The sequence below is a fragment of the Bradyrhizobium betae genome (genome assembly GCF_004123905.1).
Lineage (GTDB): Bacteria > Pseudomonadota > Alphaproteobacteria > Rhizobiales > Xanthobacteraceae > Bradyrhizobium > Bradyrhizobium betae_A.
The window spans coordinates 157,962-176,196 of record NZ_MZXW01000005.1 but is presented as its reverse complement, the minus strand read 5'-3'; the positions used below and the strand labels follow the sequence as shown (position 1 = coordinate 176,196).

18 protein-coding genes and 1 tRNA gene are annotated in these 18,235 nt (G+C 62.3%); 8 read left to right on the top strand and 11 right to left on the bottom strand.

Features of this window, described 5'->3' with window-relative positions; all coding sequences use genetic code 11:
• Window positions 1-225: 225 nt before the first annotated feature.
• A tRNA-Glu gene (locus tag B5V03_RS03310) sits at window positions 226-300 on the bottom strand.
• Window positions 301-357: 57 nt separating this feature from the next.
• Window positions 358-702 (bottom strand): hypothetical protein, encoded by a 345-nt coding sequence (locus tag B5V03_RS03305; RefSeq protein WP_129267847.1) that lies wholly within the window; start codon window positions 700-702, stop codon window positions 358-360.
• On the opposite strand from B5V03_RS03305, the gene B5V03_RS03300 reads away from it, so the two are divergent.
• The 3 genes from B5V03_RS03300 to B5V03_RS03290 all read left to right on the top strand — a co-directional run bounded on the left by B5V03_RS03300 (window position 701) and on the right by B5V03_RS03290 (window position 3,352).
• Window positions 701-1,708 carry an RluA family pseudouridine synthase gene (locus B5V03_RS03300; RefSeq protein ID WP_129267846.1) on the top strand — a complete coding sequence of 336 codons (1,008 nt, stop codon included), beginning with the start codon at window positions 701-703 and terminating at the stop codon, window positions 1,706-1,708. The genes B5V03_RS03305 and B5V03_RS03300 overlap by 2 nt on opposite strands.
• A 216-nt stretch (window positions 1,709-1,924) precedes the next feature.
• Window positions 1,925-2,824 carry an RNA polymerase sigma factor RpoH gene (gene rpoH / locus B5V03_RS03295; protein ID WP_129267845.1) on the top strand — a complete coding sequence of 300 codons (900 nt, stop codon included), beginning with the start codon at window positions 1,925-1,927 and terminating at the stop codon, window positions 2,822-2,824.
• A 186-nt stretch (window positions 2,825-3,010) separates the two neighbouring features.
• Window positions 3,011-3,352, top strand: coding sequence for a hypothetical protein (locus B5V03_RS03290; protein WP_129267844.1), 342 nt, complete (start codon window positions 3,011-3,013; stop codon window positions 3,350-3,352).
• A 4-nt stretch (window positions 3,353-3,356) separates the two neighbouring features.
• On the opposite strand, the gene B5V03_RS03285 is transcribed toward B5V03_RS03290, so the two are convergent.
• The 4 genes from B5V03_RS03285 to B5V03_RS03270 form a co-directional block, all read right to left on the bottom strand.
• Entirely contained in the window at window positions 3,357-3,983 is a 627-nt protein-coding gene (locus B5V03_RS03285; RefSeq protein ID WP_129267843.1) for a peptidoglycan recognition protein family protein, read from the bottom strand.
• A gap of 34 nt (window positions 3,984-4,017) precedes the next feature.
• Window positions 4,018-5,229 (bottom strand): GGDEF domain-containing protein, encoded by a 1,212-nt coding sequence (locus tag B5V03_RS03280; protein WP_129267842.1) that lies wholly within the window; start codon window positions 5,227-5,229, stop codon window positions 4,018-4,020.
• Window positions 5,230-5,815: 586 nt separating this feature from the next.
• Window positions 5,816-6,427, bottom strand: coding sequence for a LysE family translocator (locus tag B5V03_RS03275; protein ID WP_129267841.1), 612 nt, complete (start codon window positions 6,425-6,427; stop codon window positions 5,816-5,818).
• Between the two features lie 56 nt (window positions 6,428-6,483).
• On the bottom strand, window positions 6,484-6,858 hold the full coding sequence (locus tag B5V03_RS03270) for a response regulator (protein ID WP_129267840.1): 375 nt from the start codon (window positions 6,856-6,858) through the stop codon (window positions 6,484-6,486).
• Window positions 6,859-6,984: 126 nt separating this feature from the next.
• On the opposite strand from B5V03_RS03270, the gene B5V03_RS03265 reads away from it, so the two are divergent.
• A complete protein-coding gene (locus B5V03_RS03265) occupies window positions 6,985-7,815 on the top strand; it encodes an SDR family NAD(P)-dependent oxidoreductase (protein WP_129267839.1) in 831 nt (276 codons plus the stop codon).
• A 147-nt stretch (window positions 7,816-7,962) separates the two neighbouring features.
• Here the strand turns inward: B5V03_RS03265 and B5V03_RS03260 are convergent, their stop codons facing one another.
• The gene (locus B5V03_RS03260; RefSeq protein ID WP_129267838.1) at window positions 7,963-8,769 is read right to left on the bottom strand and encodes a lytic murein transglycosylase; all 807 of its coding nucleotides are present in this window, start codon (window positions 8,767-8,769) and stop codon (window positions 7,963-7,965) included.
• Between the two features lie 153 nt (window positions 8,770-8,922).
• Here B5V03_RS03260 and B5V03_RS03255 point away from each other — a divergent pair, with 153 nt between their 5' ends.
• Window positions 8,923-9,852: an OmpA family protein gene (locus tag B5V03_RS03255; protein ID WP_245502152.1), complete on the top strand. Its 930-nt coding sequence runs from the start codon at window positions 8,923-8,925 to the stop codon at window positions 9,850-9,852.
• Between the two features lie 632 nt (window positions 9,853-10,484).
• Window positions 10,485-10,721 (top strand): hypothetical protein, encoded by a 237-nt coding sequence (locus tag B5V03_RS03250; protein ID WP_129267837.1) that lies wholly within the window; start codon window positions 10,485-10,487, stop codon window positions 10,719-10,721.
• Between the two features lie 18 nt (window positions 10,722-10,739).
• On the opposite strand, the gene B5V03_RS03245 is transcribed toward B5V03_RS03250, so the two are convergent.
• Entirely contained in the window at window positions 10,740-11,120 is a 381-nt protein-coding gene (locus B5V03_RS03245; protein WP_129267836.1) for a thiol-disulfide oxidoreductase DCC family protein, read from the bottom strand.
• 155 nt (window positions 11,121-11,275) lie between these two features.
• Between B5V03_RS03245 and B5V03_RS03240 the strand changes: the two genes are divergently transcribed.
• Together B5V03_RS03240 and tcmP are read left to right on the top strand one after the other, a co-directional pair.
• Window positions 11,276-12,031 carry a DUF5131 family protein gene (locus B5V03_RS03240; RefSeq protein WP_129267835.1) on the top strand — a complete coding sequence of 252 codons (756 nt, stop codon included), beginning with the start codon at window positions 11,276-11,278 and terminating at the stop codon, window positions 12,029-12,031.
• A gap of 12 nt (window positions 12,032-12,043) precedes the next feature.
• On the top strand, window positions 12,044-13,192 hold the full coding sequence (gene tcmP / locus B5V03_RS03235; RefSeq protein ID WP_129267834.1) for a three-Cys-motif partner protein TcmP: 1,149 nt from the start codon (window positions 12,044-12,046) through the stop codon (window positions 13,190-13,192).
• A 17-nt stretch (window positions 13,193-13,209) separates the two neighbouring features.
• On the opposite strand, the gene B5V03_RS03230 is transcribed toward tcmP, so the two are convergent.
• The 3 genes from B5V03_RS03230 to dnaG form a co-directional block, all read right to left on the bottom strand.
• Window positions 13,210-13,476, bottom strand: coding sequence for a hypothetical protein (locus B5V03_RS03230; RefSeq protein WP_245502151.1), 267 nt, complete (start codon window positions 13,474-13,476; stop codon window positions 13,210-13,212).
• Between the two features lie 143 nt (window positions 13,477-13,619).
• A complete protein-coding gene (gene rpoD / locus B5V03_RS03225) occupies window positions 13,620-15,779 on the bottom strand; it encodes an RNA polymerase sigma factor RpoD (protein WP_129267832.1) in 2,160 nt (719 codons plus the stop codon).
• A gap of 375 nt (window positions 15,780-16,154) precedes the next feature.
• Window positions 16,155-18,170 (bottom strand): DNA primase, encoded by a 2,016-nt coding sequence (gene dnaG / locus B5V03_RS03220; RefSeq protein ID WP_129267831.1) that lies wholly within the window; start codon window positions 18,168-18,170, stop codon window positions 16,155-16,157.
• Window positions 18,171-18,235 lie beyond the last annotated feature (65 nt).

The window sequence follows — 18,235 nt, the reverse complement described above, 5'->3', positions numbered from 1 at the left end:
CATGCAACCATCGCGCGGCGGGAAAAGCTGCGGCCCGAAGCGCCTCACTCTGCGTCGGTGTAAACGCAAGACGATACAGGCGCGCGTCGATTTGCCGGTGCCGCCGGGCGGTTCGGGTCGGCCAGACGACCGACCGTGAAGTGGCTAATCGACGTGCACAAAGTAGCAAATTCCGCCGATGCGATGCGGAGCCGCATCGTCCAATGTCTTGAAATATCGCGGATTTGGCGCTCCCTAGGGGAATCGAACCCCTGTTTCAGCCTTGAGAGGGCCGCGTCCTAACCGCTAGACGAAGGGAGCGTGAGGGCTAGCCAATAACCTCGAAATTTGTCCGCCGCAAGGACCCGAATGGCCCTTTTAGGGCTCATTGGCAAATTTCAGCTTTCCGGCCGGCTTCAACGTGTGGACGTCAAAGGTGCGGATCTCGGTGACCCCGCCGACATCCAGCGTAACCACGAGGCGGTCGCCGGCGACCCCGGTCGCGACGATCCTGGCGCCCTTGGGCAGGGTCGCTGTGACGTCACTGGCCACCTCCGCCGCCCTTCCCTCCGACTTGAAAAGGCGGTAGCCCACCGCGATCAGGACGGCGCAGATTGCCAGCGCCGTGGTCAACCCCGCGATCAGCATCATCCGCCGCACCCGCGCGAACAGCGCGGCCTGCTCGGGGCTCGGTTCGGGAACAGCGGTATCAGACGTCGTCATGGAAAATTCTGGCTCTGCGCAAAGGTTGGAGGTTATCGTTGCCGGCGATGAGGGCTCGACCCGGCTCGACCGCGTGCTGGCGGCGCACCTCACCGACCTGTCGCGATCTCGGCTGAAAGCCCTGATCCTGGCGGGCGCGGTGAGCCTCAAGGCCGCCGCGGTCCGCGACCCCGCTTATCACGTCGCATCCGGCGATACGATCATAATCGACGTACCTGAAGCCGCCCCGCCGGAGCCCAGGGGAGAGGATATTGCGCTGGATATCGTGTTTGAGGATGACGATATCGTCGTCCTCAACAAGCCGAAGGGCCTCGTCGTACATCCTGCGGCCGGCCACGAGACCGGCACATTGGTCAACGCGCTGATCGCCCATTGCGGCGGCTCGCTGTCCGGCATCGGCGGAGTGCGCCGGCCCGGCATCGTGCACCGGCTGGACAAGGACACGACCGGGTTGATGGTGGTCGCCAAGAACGACCTCGCCCATGCCTCGCTCACCGCCCAATTCGCCGACCACGGCCGCACCGGGCCGATGCGGCGCGGCTACATGGCCTTTGCCTGGGGACTTCTGGGCCGCCACCGCGGCACCGTCGATGCCCCGATCGACCGCCACCCGCATGCGCGCGAGAAGATGGCGGTGCGCCAAGGCGGCCGCGAGGCCGTGACGCATTGGGAGCTGCTCGAGAGTTTTAGCGGCCGCGACGGCAAGCCGATCGCCTCCCTGCTCGCCTGCGAGCTCGAAACCGGGCGCACCCACCAGATCCGGGTCCACCTCGCCCATATCGGTCATCCCCTGATGGGCGACGCGGTCTATGGCCCCCATTTCAAGACCAAGGCGAACCAGCTCGGCCCCGAGTCGCAGGCCGCGTTAGCCGCGCTTGGACGGCAGGCCCTGCATGCTTATTTGCTGGTACTTGAACACCCCCGGAGCGGAGAACTTCTTCACTGGGAGGCGGGCTTGCCAGAGGATTTGCTTCTCCTTGAAGGCGCTTTGAAAGCGGCGCTATGACGCAGGGCCTTTAAGAAAAGCGTTACATTACAAAAAGTTATAGCTGCCACACGGGGACGTGACGTCAGCAATCCTTCCCTTTTTGCCCCCCCATGGGGTATATTGCGGCTGCGTTGGAAGTGACCAACGGAACATCGCAGCCCGGCCGGCTTTGACAAAGCGGTCGTCTGCCTGGCCCGCCGCTATCGGGGGCCTGAACCTTTGGAGGGGCTAACCATGGCCCGTACCGCTGCCCTGCCGGTCCTCAATGGAGAATCCGGCCTTTCCCGTTACCTCGGCGAAATTCGCAAGTTCCCGATGCTGGAACCCCAGCAGGAATACATGCTCGCCAAGCGCTGGCGTGAACACGATGATCGCGACGCCGCACACCAACTCGTCACCAGCCATCTCCGGCTCGTGGCCAAGATCGCCATGGGCTATCGCGGCTACGGCCTGCCGATCTCCGAGGTCGTCTCGGAAGGCAATGTCGGCCTGATGCAGGCGGTGAAGCGTTTCGAGCCCGAGAAGGGCTTCCGTCTCGCCACCTACGCGATGTGGTGGATCAAGGCGTCGATTCAAGAGTACATCCTGCGTTCCTGGTCGCTCGTGAAGATGGGCACCACCGCGAACCAGAAAAAGCTGTTCTTCAACCTGCGCAAGGCGAAGAGCAAGATTTCCGCGCTGGACGAAGGCGATCTCCGCCCCGACCAGGTGAAGATCATTGCCAAGCGCCTCGGCGTCACCGATCAGGACGTGATCGACATGAACCGCCGCCTCGGCGGCGACGCGTCGCTCAACGCACCGATCCGCGATGACGGCGAAGCCGGCGAATGGCAGGACTGGCTGGTCGACAATTCGCCCAACCAGGAAGCCATGCTGGCCGAGCATGAGGAGTATGATCACCGCCGCGACGCCCTCAATGGCGCCATGGGTGTGCTCAACCCGCGCGAACGCCGCATCTTCGAGGCCCGCCGCCTCGCCGATGAGCCGATGACGTTGGAAGACCTTGCTGCCGAGTTCGGCGTGTCGCGCGAGCGCGTCCGCCAGATCGAAGTCCGCGCCTTCGAGAAGGTGCAGGCCGCGGTCAAGGGCACGATTGCAAGGGCCGAACAGGCCGCGCTGGAAGCCGCGCTCTAAGCGGGATTTTAGCGCCAGGAATTGGCGGATCGACAAGAGACAGAAAGCCGGCGGCAACGCCGGCTTTTTTGTTTGTGTGAGCTGCAGCATGTTCGCGGAGATGCGGGCGAGGCATCTTGAACCGGCGTCGCCGGTCAACCGACCCAGACATGAGAGCGACCAGCATCAAGCGGACGGACACCGACCGTGTCGATCATTTTGCAATCCACCGTCGGCGGCTTCGAAGCCCCGTTCATGCGCAGGCTGCCGCTGGTCGAGCAGGCGATGCGCGAGCACGGGCTCGAGCCATCGGAGTTCGTGATCTCCAAGGACTACGCCTCAACCGCGACGATCCCGATCATGGGGCCGTTCTTCTTCAACTACAGCGTCTTCTTCGGCGAGGAGACATTCACCGTCACCGAGCCGAACGACATGGTGTTCCTGGACTACTTCTTCAAACGCGTGCTGGCGGCAGACGACCCGCCGGAACTGCCGCGGCGGCCGGGATTGATGCGGCGGTTTTTCGGGTGGATGGCGGAGACGGTGTAGCTCGTCACTCCCCCCAAGTCCGCGCCAGCGTCGCGAGCCAGCAGCCTTCGCAATAGCGGGCGTCCTTGTAGTCGATCCAGTTGTGCGCATAGACGTGGTCGAGCGGGATGTCGTAGCGCGCACGCAGCACTTTTACGAGGATCTTCCATGCCGCGACCTGCGCCTCGGTGGGGCCTGCCGTGACGTCGGGATAATTGCCGGCGAACTCGACCCCGATTGAGGTGTCGCGCACCACCTGGCGATAGGTCGACCGGTTGTCGATGTACTTGTTGTCGTTGCGGTTGGCGCCGTCGCCATGGGTCGGCACCAGATTTTCCGCGACCGCCCAGTACACCGTGCCGTCAGTCTCCACCCACACCGTGACGCCGCGCCGCGTCGGGTTCTTCGATTGCTCCGCCGCGCCGCCGCGCGCCGAGCCTGTCGGCCCCTCGGTCTGGTGCACGATGATGTTGCGCCAGGCATGAGCCTTGGCGACATCGCCCCACGGCGCGAGCCAGACAATCTTCAGGCCGGGAATGTCGGGCGTGCCGGGGCTGCGCGCGAGCTTCGCAAGCTCGGCGTCCGTTGCGGCAGCAGGTGCGATCAGAAAAAGAGCGGCGAAAAAAGCCGCGAACAGGCGAGACATCATCACAAGGGTCCAGCAACAGACCCCAACGTAGCAGGCTTTACGCGAATTTGCGCGTAGCTTCGCTCACGCTGTTCGGTTCGGGCGAGAGTGGCGGCGCTGGATCGTAGACCGCAAAATCGTTCTTGCCGTTCTTCTTGGCGGCATAGAGCGCGTGATCGGCATGCGCGATCAGGCGGTCCGGGAATTGGCCGATGCCGCGGTCCCACTCGGCGACGCCGATCGAGATCGCGATCGGGATATCCTTGGCTGTGCAGGCGGCAGCGTCCTGGCGGCAGACCTCGAGCACGCGACGGGCGATCGCGGCGGCCCCGCGCAGCGACGACGACGGCAGCACGACGCAAAACTCGTCGCCGCCGGTGCGGGCAAGCATGTCGCCGGGCCTGAGCCGCGTCTGCGCCATCAGGGTGAAGTGGCGCAGGCACTCGTCGCCCGCGGCGTGGCCATGGGTGTCGTTGATGGTCTTGAAGCCGTCGAGATCGATCACCAGCAGCGAGAACGGCTCGCCGCTGCGCTCCGAACGGGCGCATTCCTCGGACAGGCGCTGCAACAGATGCCGCCGGTTGGCGACGCCGGTGAGATCGTCGAGCAACGCGAGGTCGGCGACCTCGTTGCGCAGCCGGTCCATCGCCATCAGCAGGAAGCCGAAATTGAGTGTCATCGACAGGAACAGCAGCCCGAGCACCATCACGGCATGGGCCTGACCGCCGGCGACCGCCGAGAAATCGCCGCCGAGCAGATTGCCCACCGAACGGACCATGAAGATCGCGATGATGGTGAGGATCACGATGCCGGACAGCCGCGCGCCCGGACTGACGCGGCCTTCCGGCGGCGCCAGCAGCAGACGCAGCGACAGCACCAGCGGCAGGGCCTGGCCGAGCGTGTAGCTCGCCATGCGCAGTTGCATGTGGTCGACGACGACCATGAAGAAGACCACGCCGCCGAGGCTCAGGGCGCCCGTGACGACCATGATGCGCCAAGAGACTGGCCGATCATAGAAGCGCTGGATGCCCATGGCGGCGAAGCAGCTCGCCGCAATGACACCGGCGGCTCCGAACAAAAGCGGCAGCGGAGAATCGACGAACAGGCGGATGAGGGCCGTCATCGCGCCCGTGGCGCCGACGAAGGACGATGCCATCCAGAACCGCGCGGCCGCGAATTTCGGATAGGAGCGCGTCACATAGGCCCAGATCAGGCCGAGCGCCAGGAAGTTGACGACGAAGACCGTCCAGAGTGTCGGCACGTTCAGCATGGCGATCGCAACGCGCGCAGCGTCGCGCCCCAAATCTCTGGCAGCCGTTCGTCCATGACCCGTCCCCGTTTTCTTGCGGAGAACAATGCGCGGATTGCACTTAACGGAACCTCACCGCGATCCGTCAAAGCGCGCCCTTGGTTTTGGATTCATGAACGCCGCGGCGATTGTCGGATCGTTAGGCATGTCGTCGGCGACGCAGCCGCAGGCGCTTCGATGCGGATTCGCGGGCAAAAATCACCCGAAAACGCATCTGAGCTGTGGATAACGTGATGACACGGATGTGACAGCAGAGGGCAGAGACCTGCGAATCTGCTGAATTTGTGCGCGAGGATGTTGCGAGGCTGGCCCTCCGCCGAGCATCCCTCGTGTCGCGTTTAACCATGAACCCTTAAGAGGATACTATGGCTAAGAAAGCGAAGAAGGCGAAGAAGGCGACGAAGAAAAAGGCCAAGAAGGCAGCGAAGAAGAAGTAGCCAGCCTGTGTCTTTGCCCGGGTGGAGTCTCGCTCCGCCCGGGCCTCGGGTAAGGTGAGAGAGTTGGAAGGCAGCGGGCGCAGGGCCCGCTTTTTTATTGGGTGAAGAAGCTACCGCTCCGCGAACGCCAGTTTGGCGCCGAGCAATGCGAACCCAGCCGCAAAGCTGCGGCGCAGCCAGGCCATGACACGGGGACGGGAGATGGCGCGTTCGCGCACCGACGCCGCGCAGAGGCCGTAGAGGACGAACACGGCAAAGGTCATCGCCATGAACGCGCCGCTCAATTCCAGCATCCGCGCCAGCACGTGGATCTCGTCCACCGCGATGAACTGCGGCAGGAAGGCGAGGAAGAAGATCGACAGTTTCGGATTGAGGATGTTGATCAGGAAGCCTGTGACGATGACACGGCCGCTGGAGCGCTCCTTGATCTCGCCCTCGACCGCCAGCGCGCCTGTTTCCCGTAGCGCCTGCCAGGACATATAGAGCAGATAGAGCACGCCGCCCCACTTCAGCGCGGCGAAGGCGAGCGCGCTGGTGTGGAGCACGGCGGCAAGGCCCAGCATCGCCGCCATCATGTGCGGCACGATCCCGAGCGTGCAGCCGAACGCCGCCGCGACGCTGGCGCGCGAGCCGCGGGTGAGCGCCGCAGCCAGCGTATAGAGCACGCCGGTGCCGGGCGAGGCGACGACGATGAGCGAGGTGAGCAGGAAGGACCAGGACATGGCCGGACCTTATCAGTCCGGCGCATGGCAAGAAAGCCAGCCGCGTGGATCGGCCGTCAGGACAATTGCGCGATCTCGGCCTCGCGCAGCACGTCCAACGGTGCCCAGGGCTTGGCCCAGAATTTTGCCCCGTCGGGCAAGGGCTGCATCAACGGGCGGCCGGAGGTCACGACGACGTCGAGCTTCGGATTGCGGTCCTTGGCGACGTGCGCGAGCTCGACGCCGTTCATGCGGCCTGCGAGCTGCACGTCCGTCAGCATCAGGCAGAGTGCGCCGGCGTTCTTATCGAGCACAAGCTCGGCGGCTTCCGCGCTTTCGCACTGGATGACCTGGTAGCCGCTCTCCTCGAGCAGCAGACTGAGCATCTCCCGCTGCATGGGGTCGTCTTCGACGATGAGTGCGGTTGCGCGAAATGGCTGTGCTTGTCCCATCGATGGCTCCCAATGCTGCCGCCTCCGTCAAGTAACGTATGTTAAGGGGCCAAATCGGATACAGTTCGGTTCCATTCTGAAAAAATGTAAATCATTGTTCCACAGCGGAGGCTTGACGGGGGGATCATGACCACGATTCGCGGCGCGGCCGCCATTACGGGAGCCGCCAGCGGCATCGGCCGCGCACTCGCGATCGAACTCGCCCAGCGCGGCTGTGACCTCGCGCTCGCCGACCGCGACGAGGCCGGGCTGAAGGCGCTTGCGGCGGAGATCGGCAAGCAGCGCAAGGTGACGGTCCATCGCGTCGATGTCAGCGAAGCCGGCGACATCGCACAATTTGCGAGCGAAGCGACAGCGGCGCATCCCGTGCTCAACATCGTCATCAACAACGCCGGCGTGGCGCTGCTGGGGACGTTCGAGGAAATCGATCAGGCGCAAATGGAGTGGCTGTTCGATATCAATTTCTGGGGCGTGGTGCACGGCACGCGCGCCTTCCTGCCGCATCTGAAAACGCTGACAGAGGCGCATATCGTCAACGTCTCCTCGATCTTCGGCATCATCGCGCCGCCGGGACAATCGGCCTATGCGGCAGCCAAATTCGCAGTGCGCGGTTTTTCCGAGAGCGTGCGGCATGAGCTCGCGGTTGCGGGCAGTCCCGTCAAACTGTCGGTCGTGCATCCCGGCGGCATCGCCACCGCGATCGCGCGCAATTCGCGCACCGGGGTCGGCGTCACCGACAATGCCCGCCGCTCGCAGATGATCGAGCGGTTCGAGACTGCGGCCAGGACCACGCCGAAGGACGCGGCGCTGTGCATCATCAAGGGCATCGAAAAGAACGAGCCGCGCATCCTGATCGGCAACGACGCCCGCTTCATGGATTTGTTGCAGCGCTTTCGTCCGGGGACCTATTGGGCGCCGTTGCAAAGGAAGCTGGAGAGGATGGCGAAGGGGAAGTAGTCAGGGGCGCTTTTGTCGCGACACGCCCACCGCTGTCATTCCCCGCGAAAGCGGGGAATCCAGTACGCCGCACCTTCTCGAATGAACTCAACCGGCTCGGAGTACTGGATCGCCCGGTCAAGCCGGGCGATGACACCGGTTGTGTGGTTACTGCCCCGCCAGCCGATCGGCAAAATACCCGATCGTCTTGCGATAGATCACCGCCCTGTTCCACTCGCGCATCGCCTCGAAATTGGCGGTGCCCTCGCCGTAGGGTTGGCCCATCTTGAAGCCGTTGGTGTGCAGCAGGTTCGCGGTCGAAGCCAGCACGTCGGGGACGCTGTGGCGGAGGTCGACATGGCCGTCGCCGTCGAAATCGACGCCGTATTTGATGTAGGACGACGGCAGGAACTGGGTCTGGCCGATCTCGCCGGCATAGGCGCCGATGAGGTCGCGCAGCGGCAGGTCGCCGCGCTGCACGATCTTGAGGGCGGCAAGCAGCTCGCCCTGGAAAAGCTCAGTGCGGCGGCAATCATGCGCGAGCGTGGCGAGCGTACGGATCACAGGCAGCTTGCCGATGTCGCCTTTGCCGAAATCGCTCTCCAGCCCCCAGATCGCGACCAGGATGTAGCGTGGCACGCCGAACTGCTGCTCGATGCGCGACAACAGCGCGGCGTGACGCTGCAGCAGCGCCTTGCCGCCATTGATGCGGCCGGGGCCGACGCGGGTCGAGACATACTGCTCAAAGCTCTTATTAAAAGTGTAGCGCTGGCGCCGGTCGAAGGCGAGCACGGCGCCATCCTGGGTGATGCCGCTGAAGGCCGCGCTGGTCACGCCCGCCGAGACGCCGGCCGCTTGCGCTTCCGCGGTCATGCCGGCGACAAAACTGTTGAAGTCGCCGCCGCAGCGCGCGGCCTGCGCCGATCCGCCGGCGAGACAAGCAAAGGAAACGACGGCTAGGGCGTGTCTCAACATGCGGGAAAATCCTTTGGAACTATGTGCGGAAGGCGACGCGATCATGCCCGGGAACGGGATTCGCGTCAAAGCGGCAAACCCGCCAGAACCGATTGCTGCATGGGCGCGACTAAAGGGCAGCGCTCACCCTGGCTCCAATCGATCGAGATGACCATGCCCATTCCCTGCCGGATGCTTGCTGTCCTCGCTTTGCTCACCCTTCACACCGCCGCCTCAGCACAGACGCGCGATGTGGCAGGCGGGCGTGATTATCCCGGCATCGGGCGGTTCGCCGGCAGCGTCATCACCGGCTATGTGATGAAGGATTTTGACGCGACGCGGATGCAGGCCGCAGCCTTCAAGGACGGTCAGCCGACCGATGCGCGGCGGCTCGAAGGCCGGATCTTCCGCATCGCCTATCGCACCAATCCGGGCCCGTCGATCCTGGAGGTGTCGCGCAATTTCGAGACGCAGCTCGCGAAAGCCGGCTTCGAGACCCTGCTCGCCTGCGACACCGACGCTTGCGGCGCCATTCCCTTCACGGAGAGCATCGACACGCTGCCGGTGCCGCAGATGTGGGTCGACGGCTTCAACTATCGCTATTTTGCCGGTCGCAAGAGCGAGGGCGGGCGCGAGACCTTTGCCAGCGTCATCGTCAGCCAGAACAATCAGGACATCACCGCGCAGGTCACCGTCGCCGAGTTGGGCGCGATCGCGAACAAGATGGTGGATGCGGCTGCGATGGCCAAGGGCCTCGGCGAGACCGGCCACATCGCGCTCTACGGCATCTATTTCGACACCGACAAGGCGGTGCTGAAGCCCGAAAGCCGCCCGACGCTGGAGCAGATCGCAAAGCTGCTGGCGAGCCAGCCGCAGCTCAACGTCTTCATCGTCGGCCACACCGACAGCCAGGGCGCCTATGAATACAATCTCGACCTCTCGAAGCGCCGCGCGGAGGCGGTCGCTGCCGAGTTGGTGAAGAGCTTTCGCGTCGCGCAGCCGAGACTGCGCACCGCCGGCGTCGGATTGCTGGCACCGGTCGGCTCGAATGCCACCGACGCCGGCCGCGCGCTGAACCGGCGGGTGGAGCTGGTGGCGCCTTAACACCCCTCTCTCGTCATTCCGGGGCGCGACGATGTCGCGAGCCCGGAATCCATTCCACCACGAACACTGCGGCCCCATGGATTCCGGGTTCGCGCTACGCGCGCCTCGGAATGACGAAGGAGAGATTTGACGCCACGAATGGAACCCGCACGTGCGCACAGGGATCACATCATCCGCACGCAGGCGGGAAGACGTGCAGCCCAACGCGCCTTCCCACAGAGCATGCGACTCTCGCGGCGTTGCGAGAGGCACGAATATGAACGAAGTAATTTGTTCGTTCAAACAATTGCTTCGGCGCACATCGAAACTGGACGTCGCGATCAACGCATATCTGATGCGCTCGCTGCGACACCGCGCTCCCACGATTTGCCTTGCCATTGCAGGGCGAAGGTACTAGCCTTCTATTTTAGGTTGTTGCCCTGCCAGCCCCGGGCGACGCTGAAGACCAAAAATAAACGGCGGGCTTTGCGGCCCGCCGTTTATTGAGGGGTCTGCATCGGACCGAAGCGCCGGGCGCTCCCATCCCCAAAATGCGCTTATTCGATCTGTTGCGCGGTGGATTCCGAGGGTATCGGCGCGTGCAGCCCGCAAAGTCATTTGACTGCGGCGCCCTGATCGACGACAAGCCCGCCATGGCCAAAAAACCCGGAACCAATCCCAAAGGCGAATTCGCCTTCTTCAACGTCTTCTATGAAGACGATACCCAGCGCTCCAACCGCCGCGTGCCCGCCGAACTGCTCGGCGGCCTCGACGGCGACGAACCCGCGCGCAACTTCATCATGGAGCAGGACCGCGAGATCGCCGAAAAGGGCGGCCGCCCGGCGCCCGAGATCAAGCGGATCGAGCGGGTCGGGGCGAAGAAGAAGTAGGTCGACACAGACAGGCGCTCACCAGCGCCCGCACCGTTTATTCCAGGCAAACAGCAGATCGGCAAACCGATCATAGAAGAACCGCGTGAACGGCAGCGCCGCGCGATTGCCGAACAGCGCCGCAAGCCACCCCTCCCCCGGCGTTATCAGCCACAGCGCAATCGCGACATCCGCGCCGACGACGAGCCGCCCGGCCTCATCGATCGCATGCAGTCGCCGCCTGATGTCGTCGAGCGAGGCGCCAAAGCGCGCCAGCGCATCGGGCTGCTCGTTGATATCCCTGAACTCGATCGTGCCCGCGCGCACCAGCGCCAGCAGCTTGTTGCGCTGCCAGTCGATGCCGGCATCGCAGACGGGGCAGCGGGTGTTGTACCAGACCGTAAAGTGGGGAGTCGGCATAAGTTAACGATAGCAATCTTGGTGTTGAGTTGGATGAGCCCAAATCCTGCTTTCTCGATAGCGCTTGATACGGTTCAGTTAACCTAAGGTGTTGTCGAGAGTTGGTAGATTACTATTAGCTAGACTACGTTCTCTTTTTGTTCTATGGTGCATAGATGGCAAGTTCGACTGAAATCGAGTGGACCGATGCGACGTGGAATCCGGTGACGGGTTGCACGAAGATCACTCGCGGCTGCGACCTCTGCTACGCCGAGCGCTTTTCGGAGCGGTTTCGTGGCGTACCTGGTCATCCATTCCAAAATGGTTTTGACCTACAGTTGCGTCCGGAGCGGCTGCAGCAACCGCTGAACTGGCGACAGCCGCGACGCATCTTCGTCAACTCCATGAGCGACCTATTTCATAAGGAAATTCCAAGGTCGTTCATTGATGCGGTGTTCGATACGATGGAAGCCGCCAACTGGCATACGTATCAGGTGTTGACCAAGCGTAGTTCGCTTATGGCGCGGTATCTCCGCGGGAGATACGACCCAGCTAAGGCTCCTCCCCATATTTGGCTTGGCGTATCTATAGAGGACGCGAAGAATGCTGTTCGATTGAAGCATCTTCGTGCCGCGCCAGCCTCGATAAAGTTCGTTTCATTTGAACCTCTGCTCGGCCCTGTGGGCAAAGTTGATCTAACAGGAATCAATTGGGCAATTGTAGGTGGCGAAAGCGGTCCTCGCGCCCGTCCAATGAATGAAGAGTGGGCGCTCGAAATACGCGATCAATGCCGAACTGCCAGAGTTGCATTTTTTTTCAAGCAGTGGGGTGGCGTGCGCCCAAAGTCCGGCGGGCGATTACTTCGAGGCCGAGAATGGAATCAGTATCCCGATATCGGCCGTCAAAGCGTTCAACTAGAGGCCGCCGAGTAGAGAGGAGTCGCTGTGACCGACCCCTATTTCGATCGCGAGCAAACCAAGGCAAAGCACTTCATCTTAAAAAGGTACCTACAGGCGCTCGCGTTCAAAGTTCTTCGCTTCTCTGATATAGCCTATGTCGATGGATTTTCTGGTCCTTGGGAAACTAAGACCGAAGACTTTATTGATTCATCTTTCATGATCGCGATTAGCGTCTTGAGAGACGCGCAAACAAAGATGCAATCGCAGATCGGCCGTCGCCCAAAGGTTCGCTGCTTCTTTTCTGAGAACAATCGCCGAGCTTACGCAAAATTGGCTGCGGCTATTGCTCCCTTTAACAAGCCGGAAGAAGATTTCGAGATTAAGACCTATTGCGGTGAATTTGAAAGCGCGATTCCCGAAATAGAGACGTTTATCGGCCGCTTCTTTCCGTTGATATTCATCGATCCGACTGGATGGACCGGCTACTCGCTCAGCGAGGTTGGGACGCTTTTCAAGCGTCCAAAATGTGAAGTGTTGATCAACTTCATGTATGACTTCATTAACCGCGCAGCTTCGATGAACGATCCGAAGACTATCGCATCGCTTGATCCTATTCTTGGCGGTGCTGGATGGGAAGCCCGACTCGACTCAACCTTGCCACGAGGGCGCGCAGTTGAACGCTTGTTCCGCGAGAACCTTGCAGTGGCAGGAAATTTCGATTTTGTAGTTTCAACCAAGATTGACCGTCCGACTGCTGATCGCCCACACTTCTTCATTGCGTACGGAACCAAATCGCGCGACGGCCTAAAGGCGTTTCGAGAGGCAGAATACAACGCACTAAAGATAAATGCTCGCGATCGCGCCGATGCCAAGGAGCGCAGGAGGCAAGACCGATCTGGCTTATCAGATTTATTCTCTGGCTTGGACGCCGATATTCAGGAAATCGCTATTGATGAGATCGTCGAAGAGCAGAAAGCCATTGCTTCTAAGAACTTGGTCGAACTCTTGAGTGAATTTGGACCAATGTCGTTTGTCCAAGTTTGGGAAGCGCTTCTTCAGGCTCACATGTTACGCGTTACGAACGTGAAGGATATCTGTGTCGACCTCGCCAAAATTAGCAAGATTGAACAGACTTGGATCGGCAGCGCGCGCAAGCCGCGTGACCTAGACATCATAAAACTGAAGTTCAATTAGCTAGTTTCGACGCGGAACTAAGGCCTCAAAAACCGATCGTCAAACCGGATACGAAAATCTTCGAGTGCTTCTTCAAACCGCTCAAAGCCCTCATTGCGCATCCTAGCCGCGAAGCCAATACTTCGCTCCGTCCCCTTTAACGCCGCCCAAAAGTAGTCGACCATTCCGACGGCATCCCGCTCTTTCATCCGAATGATAGTTAGCCGAATACCCTGCTTGAGAGGCGCCGATGCGCTTGTAGAGTTAAGTATCGGGTCGAAAACACGATCATGGAGAAATTCCATGATTTGGGTTTCCTTCGGTCCAAGCGGCCTGCTCATGCTGCGATTATGGAGCGATATGCAAGCAAAGCAACCTAGATCAAAATAAAACGGCGGACTTTCGCCCGCCGTTCATACATGCCAGATGGCCGGCATGGAAAAAGTAATCAGTTATCCAAGAAGCTCCGCAGCTTCCTTGACCTCGACGGATGCTTCAGCTTGCGCAGCGCCTTCGCCTCGATCTGGCGGATACGTTCGCGCGTCACGCTGAACTGCTGGCCGACTTCTTCCAGCGTATGATCGGTGTTCATGCCGATGCCGAAGCGCATGCGCAGGACGCGCTCTTCGCGCGGGGTGAGCGAGGCGAGCACGCGGGTGGTGGTTTCGCGCAGGTTCGACTGGATCGCGGCGTCGATGGGGAGGATCGCGTTCTTGTCCTCGATGAAATCGCCGAGGTGTGAATCCTCTTCGTCACCGACGGGCGTTTCGAGCGACAGCGGCTCCTTGGCGATCTTGAGGACCTTGCGAACCTTTTCGAGCGGCATGCCGAGCTTTTCGGCGAGCTCTTCCGGGGTCGGCTCGCGGCCGATCTCGTTGAGCATCTGGCGGCTCGTGCGCACGATCTTGTTGATCGTCTCGATCATGTGCACGGGGATGCGGATGGTGCGGGCCTGGTCCGCAATGCTGCGGGTGATCGCCTGCCGGATCCACCACGTCGCGTAGGTCGAGAACTTGTAGCCGCGGCGGTACTCGAACTTGTCGACCGCCTTCATCAGGCCGATGTTGCCTTCCTGGATCAGGTCGAGGAACTGCAGGCCGCGGTTGGTGTATTTTTTCGCGATCGAGATCACGAGACGGAGGTTGGCTTCCACCATCTCCTTCTTGGCCTGACGGGCTTCGCGCTCGCCCTTCTGCACGGAGTGCACGATCTTGCGGAACTCGACGATCTCGAGGCCGGTGAGGGCCGCAAGCTGATGCACCTCGTGGCGGAGGTCCTTGATGCGGTCCTTCTCGATATGGACGAAATTCTTCCAGCCCTTGGCCGAAAGCTTCGAGACGCGGTTGAGCCAGCGCGGATCGAGCTCCGAGCCGGTGTAGTTGCGCAGGAAATCCTCACGCGCGACGCCATGGCTGTCGGCAAGACGCATCAGTCGGCCCTCGTGCGAGACGAGGCGCTTGTTGATGTCGTAGAGCTGCTCGACCAGTGAATCGATACGCGCCTGGTTCAGGCGCAGCGACTTCACCTCGACGATGATCTCGTCCTTGAGCTTGCGGTACTTGCGCTCCTGGTGCGGCGACAGCGAGGGCCCGTGCGAGGTGCTCTCGAGCTGGTTCTGGATGTCCTGCTCCTGAAGCTTGCGCAGCTTCTTGTAGCTGTCGGCGATCTTGTCGAAGATCTCGACGACCTTCGGCTTGAGCTCGGCCTCGATGGCCGCGAGCGACATCTGGTTCTCGAACTCGTCGTCGTCGTCCATGTCCGCTTCGGCGGCGGCTTCGCCCGGATCCTTTTCCTCGCCACCCTGGCTGCCGCCGGGGGCGGGCTGACCAGCGCGGAACGGGGTCGGCGACGGGGGAGCAGCGGGCGGCGCGACATGCGCGGGCGCGCCGACAGCGGCAGGCTGGCCGCCTTCGGCCGGGGCTTCGCCGTTCTCGCCGTTGGGGCCGGCGATCATCGCGGTGTTCATGCCGGCCTTGGCGTCGGGCCCGGCATAGGTCGCTTCGAGATCGATGATGTCGCGGAGGAAGATCTTGCCTTCGTTGAGCTCGTCGCGCCAGATGATGATGGCCTGGAAGGTCAGCGGGCTTTCGCACAGGCCTGCGATCATTGCCTCGCGGCCGGCCTCGATGCGCTTGGCAATCGCGATTTCGCCTTCGCGGGACAGCAGCTCGACCGTGCCCATCTCGCGCAGATACATGCGCACGGGATCGTCGGTGCGTTCGCCCGGCTCGCTCTTCTTGACCTCGGTGACGGCCTTTTGCGTGACCTCGACGAGCTCGTTGTCGGTCTCGTCCTCGCCGCCCTCGTCCTTTTCCTCTTCGCCTTCGCTATCGTCAGCTTCGGTGACGTTGATGCCCATGTCCGAGAGCATGGACATGATGTCCTCGATCTGCTCGGGCGAGGTCTGGTCGGACGGCAAAACTTCGTTGAGCTGATCGAAGGTCACGAAGCCGCGCTTCTTGGCCTGCTTGATCATCTTCTTCACGGCCGCGTCGGACAGATCGAGCAACGGCGAGGGCGCGTCCTGGGAATCCTTCTCCGGAGCATCCGCTGCCTTGTCGTCTTTTTCCTTGTCCTTCGCCTGCAGCGTCTTTGCCTTGGTGGCCATCCATTGCTCCTAAACGCGCTTCACACGGACGGTTCGCCGCGCCCGCGCGAAATCACTTGAACCTGTTGCTCGACGCTCTCGCTTCGTCAGCTCTCGACACGGAAAGGGCGGCGCGCATATCTCTCGCCACCCCCATCTTTCTCTCGCCGGAATTGCCTAACGCTTCGTGAGCCTCTTTGTCGCAGCGGATGCAGGTGTAGTGCCAACAGCTAATGCGCGGATTCATTCCTGACGCGTCTGTTCTGCCTGCGGCCGCCTCTGGGCCAAAGTGCTACAAGACCGTTAAGCCTCGATTAACCCTGTTTTTGCCGCCAAATCATGGATTTGGCGAGTCTTTTAGCGGTACCTAGCCCGGCCGTCCGCATGATTCTTTCATCACACGCTCTTCTGGAACCGGCCCGACAGCTCGCCAAAACCCTCGATCAGGGCCTCGGTGCCGTCGACTTCGCCTATCCGAGCCTTGACGTCACGCAGCCACGCCAAATTGGCCTCGCTGGGGTCCTCCCCCAAGGCCAGCTCGGCGTCCTTCAACTCCCTAAGTAGTGAATGGTATTGCCGATGCAAGGCAACGAGCTGGTGCCAGGTGCAGAGAACGTCGTCCCTCGCGGCGCCCTCGCGGGCGCCCCACACCGCCGCGGTGGTGATGCCGCTCTCAACCCTTTGAAGAAGCTGTGAAAATCCGCCCTTCTCGATGTCGGCGCGCATCTTCTCGGCCAGTTCGCCAGGGTCAGGCGAATGGTGATGGTCGTTGGCGAAGGCGGCGATGATGCCGGCCCGGAGCTTATGGGCCTCGGGATGGGCCAGCTCCAGGGCGGCAACCTCCTCGAGGTGGTCGTGCAGCAGCCAGGGGTGGTTGATCAGGATTTGCAGGATCAGGGACTCACGGCGGGAGATGGCGCTGCGCTGGCCCTTCATGATCGGGCTCGACGCCAGCTGGGGGCTCGCCGCCTGGTAGGGGCCGGACGGCAGCGGGATCGGACCGGGCGGGCCGCGGCGCCCTTGGTTACCGAACCCCTGGCCGCCGAATCGATTCGGCTGGCCCCCGCCCCTCGGCTGGAACTGGCGGCCGGCCTGACCGGGGCGGAAATTGCCCCGGCCGGCAAAGCCGCCGCGTCCGCCTTCCGGTGCGAAGGTGCGCTGGAGCCGGTCGGCGAGATCCTGCCGATAATAGCGCCGCACCACCTCGTCACGGATGCCGTTGGACAATTCCTTGATGCGTGCCTCGAGCGCGGCGCGGCGCTCGGGCGTGGCAAAATTGCCGCCTTCGAGCTCGCGCGCCCAGATCATGTCGGCGAGCGGACGCGCGGCCGCGATCACCTCCTCGATCGCGCCGCGCCCACCGGAGCGCGCGAGGTCGTCGGGGTCCTGCCCTTCGGGCAGCAGCGCAAAACGAAGACTCTTGCCCGGTGCGAGGAAGGGCAAGGCAAGGTCCGCCGCACGATAAGCCGCCTTCTGCCCGGCCTTGTCGCCGTCGAAGCAGAGGATCGGCTCGTCCGCCATCTTCCAGAGCAGCGCGAGCTGGTTTTCGGTGAGCGCCGTGCCGAGCGGCGCGACAGCGCCCGGAAAGCCCGCGGTCACCATGGCGATGACGTCGACATAGCCTTCGACCACGATCAGCGCGCCGCCGTCATAGGTGGCTTTGCGCGCGGTCTGGTGGTTGTAGAGATTGTCGCCCTTGTGGAAGAGCGGCGTCTCCGGCGAGTTCAGATATTTGGCCGGAACGTCCTTCTCCAGCGCGCGCCCGCCAAAGGCGACGACACGGCCGCGGATGTCCGTAATCGGAAACATCACGCGGTCGCGGAAGCGGTCGTAGGGCACAGGAATGTCGTTGCCGGCCACCAAGAGCCCGGTCTCGACCATGTCGTCGACAGAAACGCCGAGCTTGCCGAGATGCTCCTTCAGCGCGAAGCGATCGGGCGAGGCATAGCCGAGGCCGAACTGCAATTGCGTCGCCGGCGAGATCGCGCGGTCCGCGAGATAGCCGCGCGCTTTCGCACCCAAGCGCGAGGCCAGCGTCTCCGCAAAATACTTCGCGGCGAGATCCATCACGTCATGCAGCGAGCGGCGGCGTTGCTCCTGGCGCGCCGCATCCGGCGTCACCGCCGGCAGCGGCAGGCCCGCCATACTGGCCAGCCGCTCCACGGCTTCCGCGAACGGCAGGCCATCGGTCTCCATCACGAAGGTGATGATGTCGCCGTGCTTGCCCGAGGAGAAGTCGTGGTAAAAACCCTTCTGGTCGTTGACGTAGAAGGACGGCGTCTTCTCCTGCTGGAACGGCGACAGCCCTTTCCACTCCCGCCCCGCCTTCTTCAGCTTGACGCGCTTGCCCACGACTTCGGAAACCGAAAGCCGGGCACGAAGCTCGTCGAGGAATTGGGGCGTGAAGCGCATGGGCTCTGTGTAACGCGAAACCGTGTGAGTCGGGCTGGGGATCAGGGATATAGGTGCGGGCAGGC

Coding starts and splice junctions, on each gene's coding strand:
- B5V03_RS03250 (WP_129267837.1), top strand. CDS start 10,485: ATGGCCAAAAAACCCGGAACCAATCCCAAAGGCGAATTCGCCTTCTTC.
- B5V03_RS03270 (WP_129267840.1), bottom strand. CDS start 6,858: ATGGGACAAGCACAGCCATTTCGCGCAACCGCACTCATCGTCGAAGAC.
- rpoH (WP_129267845.1), top strand. CDS start 1,925: ATGGCCCGTACCGCTGCCCTGCCGGTCCTCAATGGAGAATCCGGCCTT.
- dnaG (WP_129267831.1), bottom strand. CDS start 18,170: ATGCGCTTCACGCCCCAATTCCTCGACGAGCTTCGTGCCCGGCTTTCG.
- rpoD (WP_129267832.1), bottom strand. CDS start 15,779: ATGGCCACCAAGGCAAAGACGCTGCAGGCGAAGGACAAGGAAAAAGAC.
- B5V03_RS03265 (WP_129267839.1), top strand. CDS start 6,985: ATGACCACGATTCGCGGCGCGGCCGCCATTACGGGAGCCGCCAGCGGC.
- B5V03_RS03260 (WP_129267838.1), bottom strand. CDS start 8,769: ATGTTGAGACACGCCCTAGCCGTCGTTTCCTTTGCTTGTCTCGCCGGC.
- B5V03_RS03230 (WP_245502151.1), bottom strand. CDS start 13,476: ATGGAATTTCTCCATGATCGTGTTTTCGACCCGATACTTAACTCTACA.
- B5V03_RS03255 (WP_245502152.1), top strand. CDS start 8,923: ATGCCCATTCCCTGCCGGATGCTTGCTGTCCTCGCTTTGCTCACCCTT.
- B5V03_RS03300 (WP_129267846.1), top strand. CDS start 701: ATGGAAAATTCTGGCTCTGCGCAAAGGTTGGAGGTTATCGTTGCCGGC.
- B5V03_RS03245 (WP_129267836.1), bottom strand. CDS start 11,120: ATGCCGACTCCCCACTTTACGGTCTGGTACAACACCCGCTGCCCCGTC.
- B5V03_RS03275 (WP_129267841.1), bottom strand. CDS start 6,427: ATGTCCTGGTCCTTCCTGCTCACCTCGCTCATCGTCGTCGCCTCGCCC.
- B5V03_RS03305 (WP_129267847.1), bottom strand. CDS start 702: ATGACGACGTCTGATACCGCTGTTCCCGAACCGAGCCCCGAGCAGGCC.
- B5V03_RS03240 (WP_129267835.1), top strand. CDS start 11,276: ATGGCAAGTTCGACTGAAATCGAGTGGACCGATGCGACGTGGAATCCG.
- B5V03_RS03280 (WP_129267842.1), bottom strand. CDS start 5,229: ATGCTGAACGTGCCGACACTCTGGACGGTCTTCGTCGTCAACTTCCTG.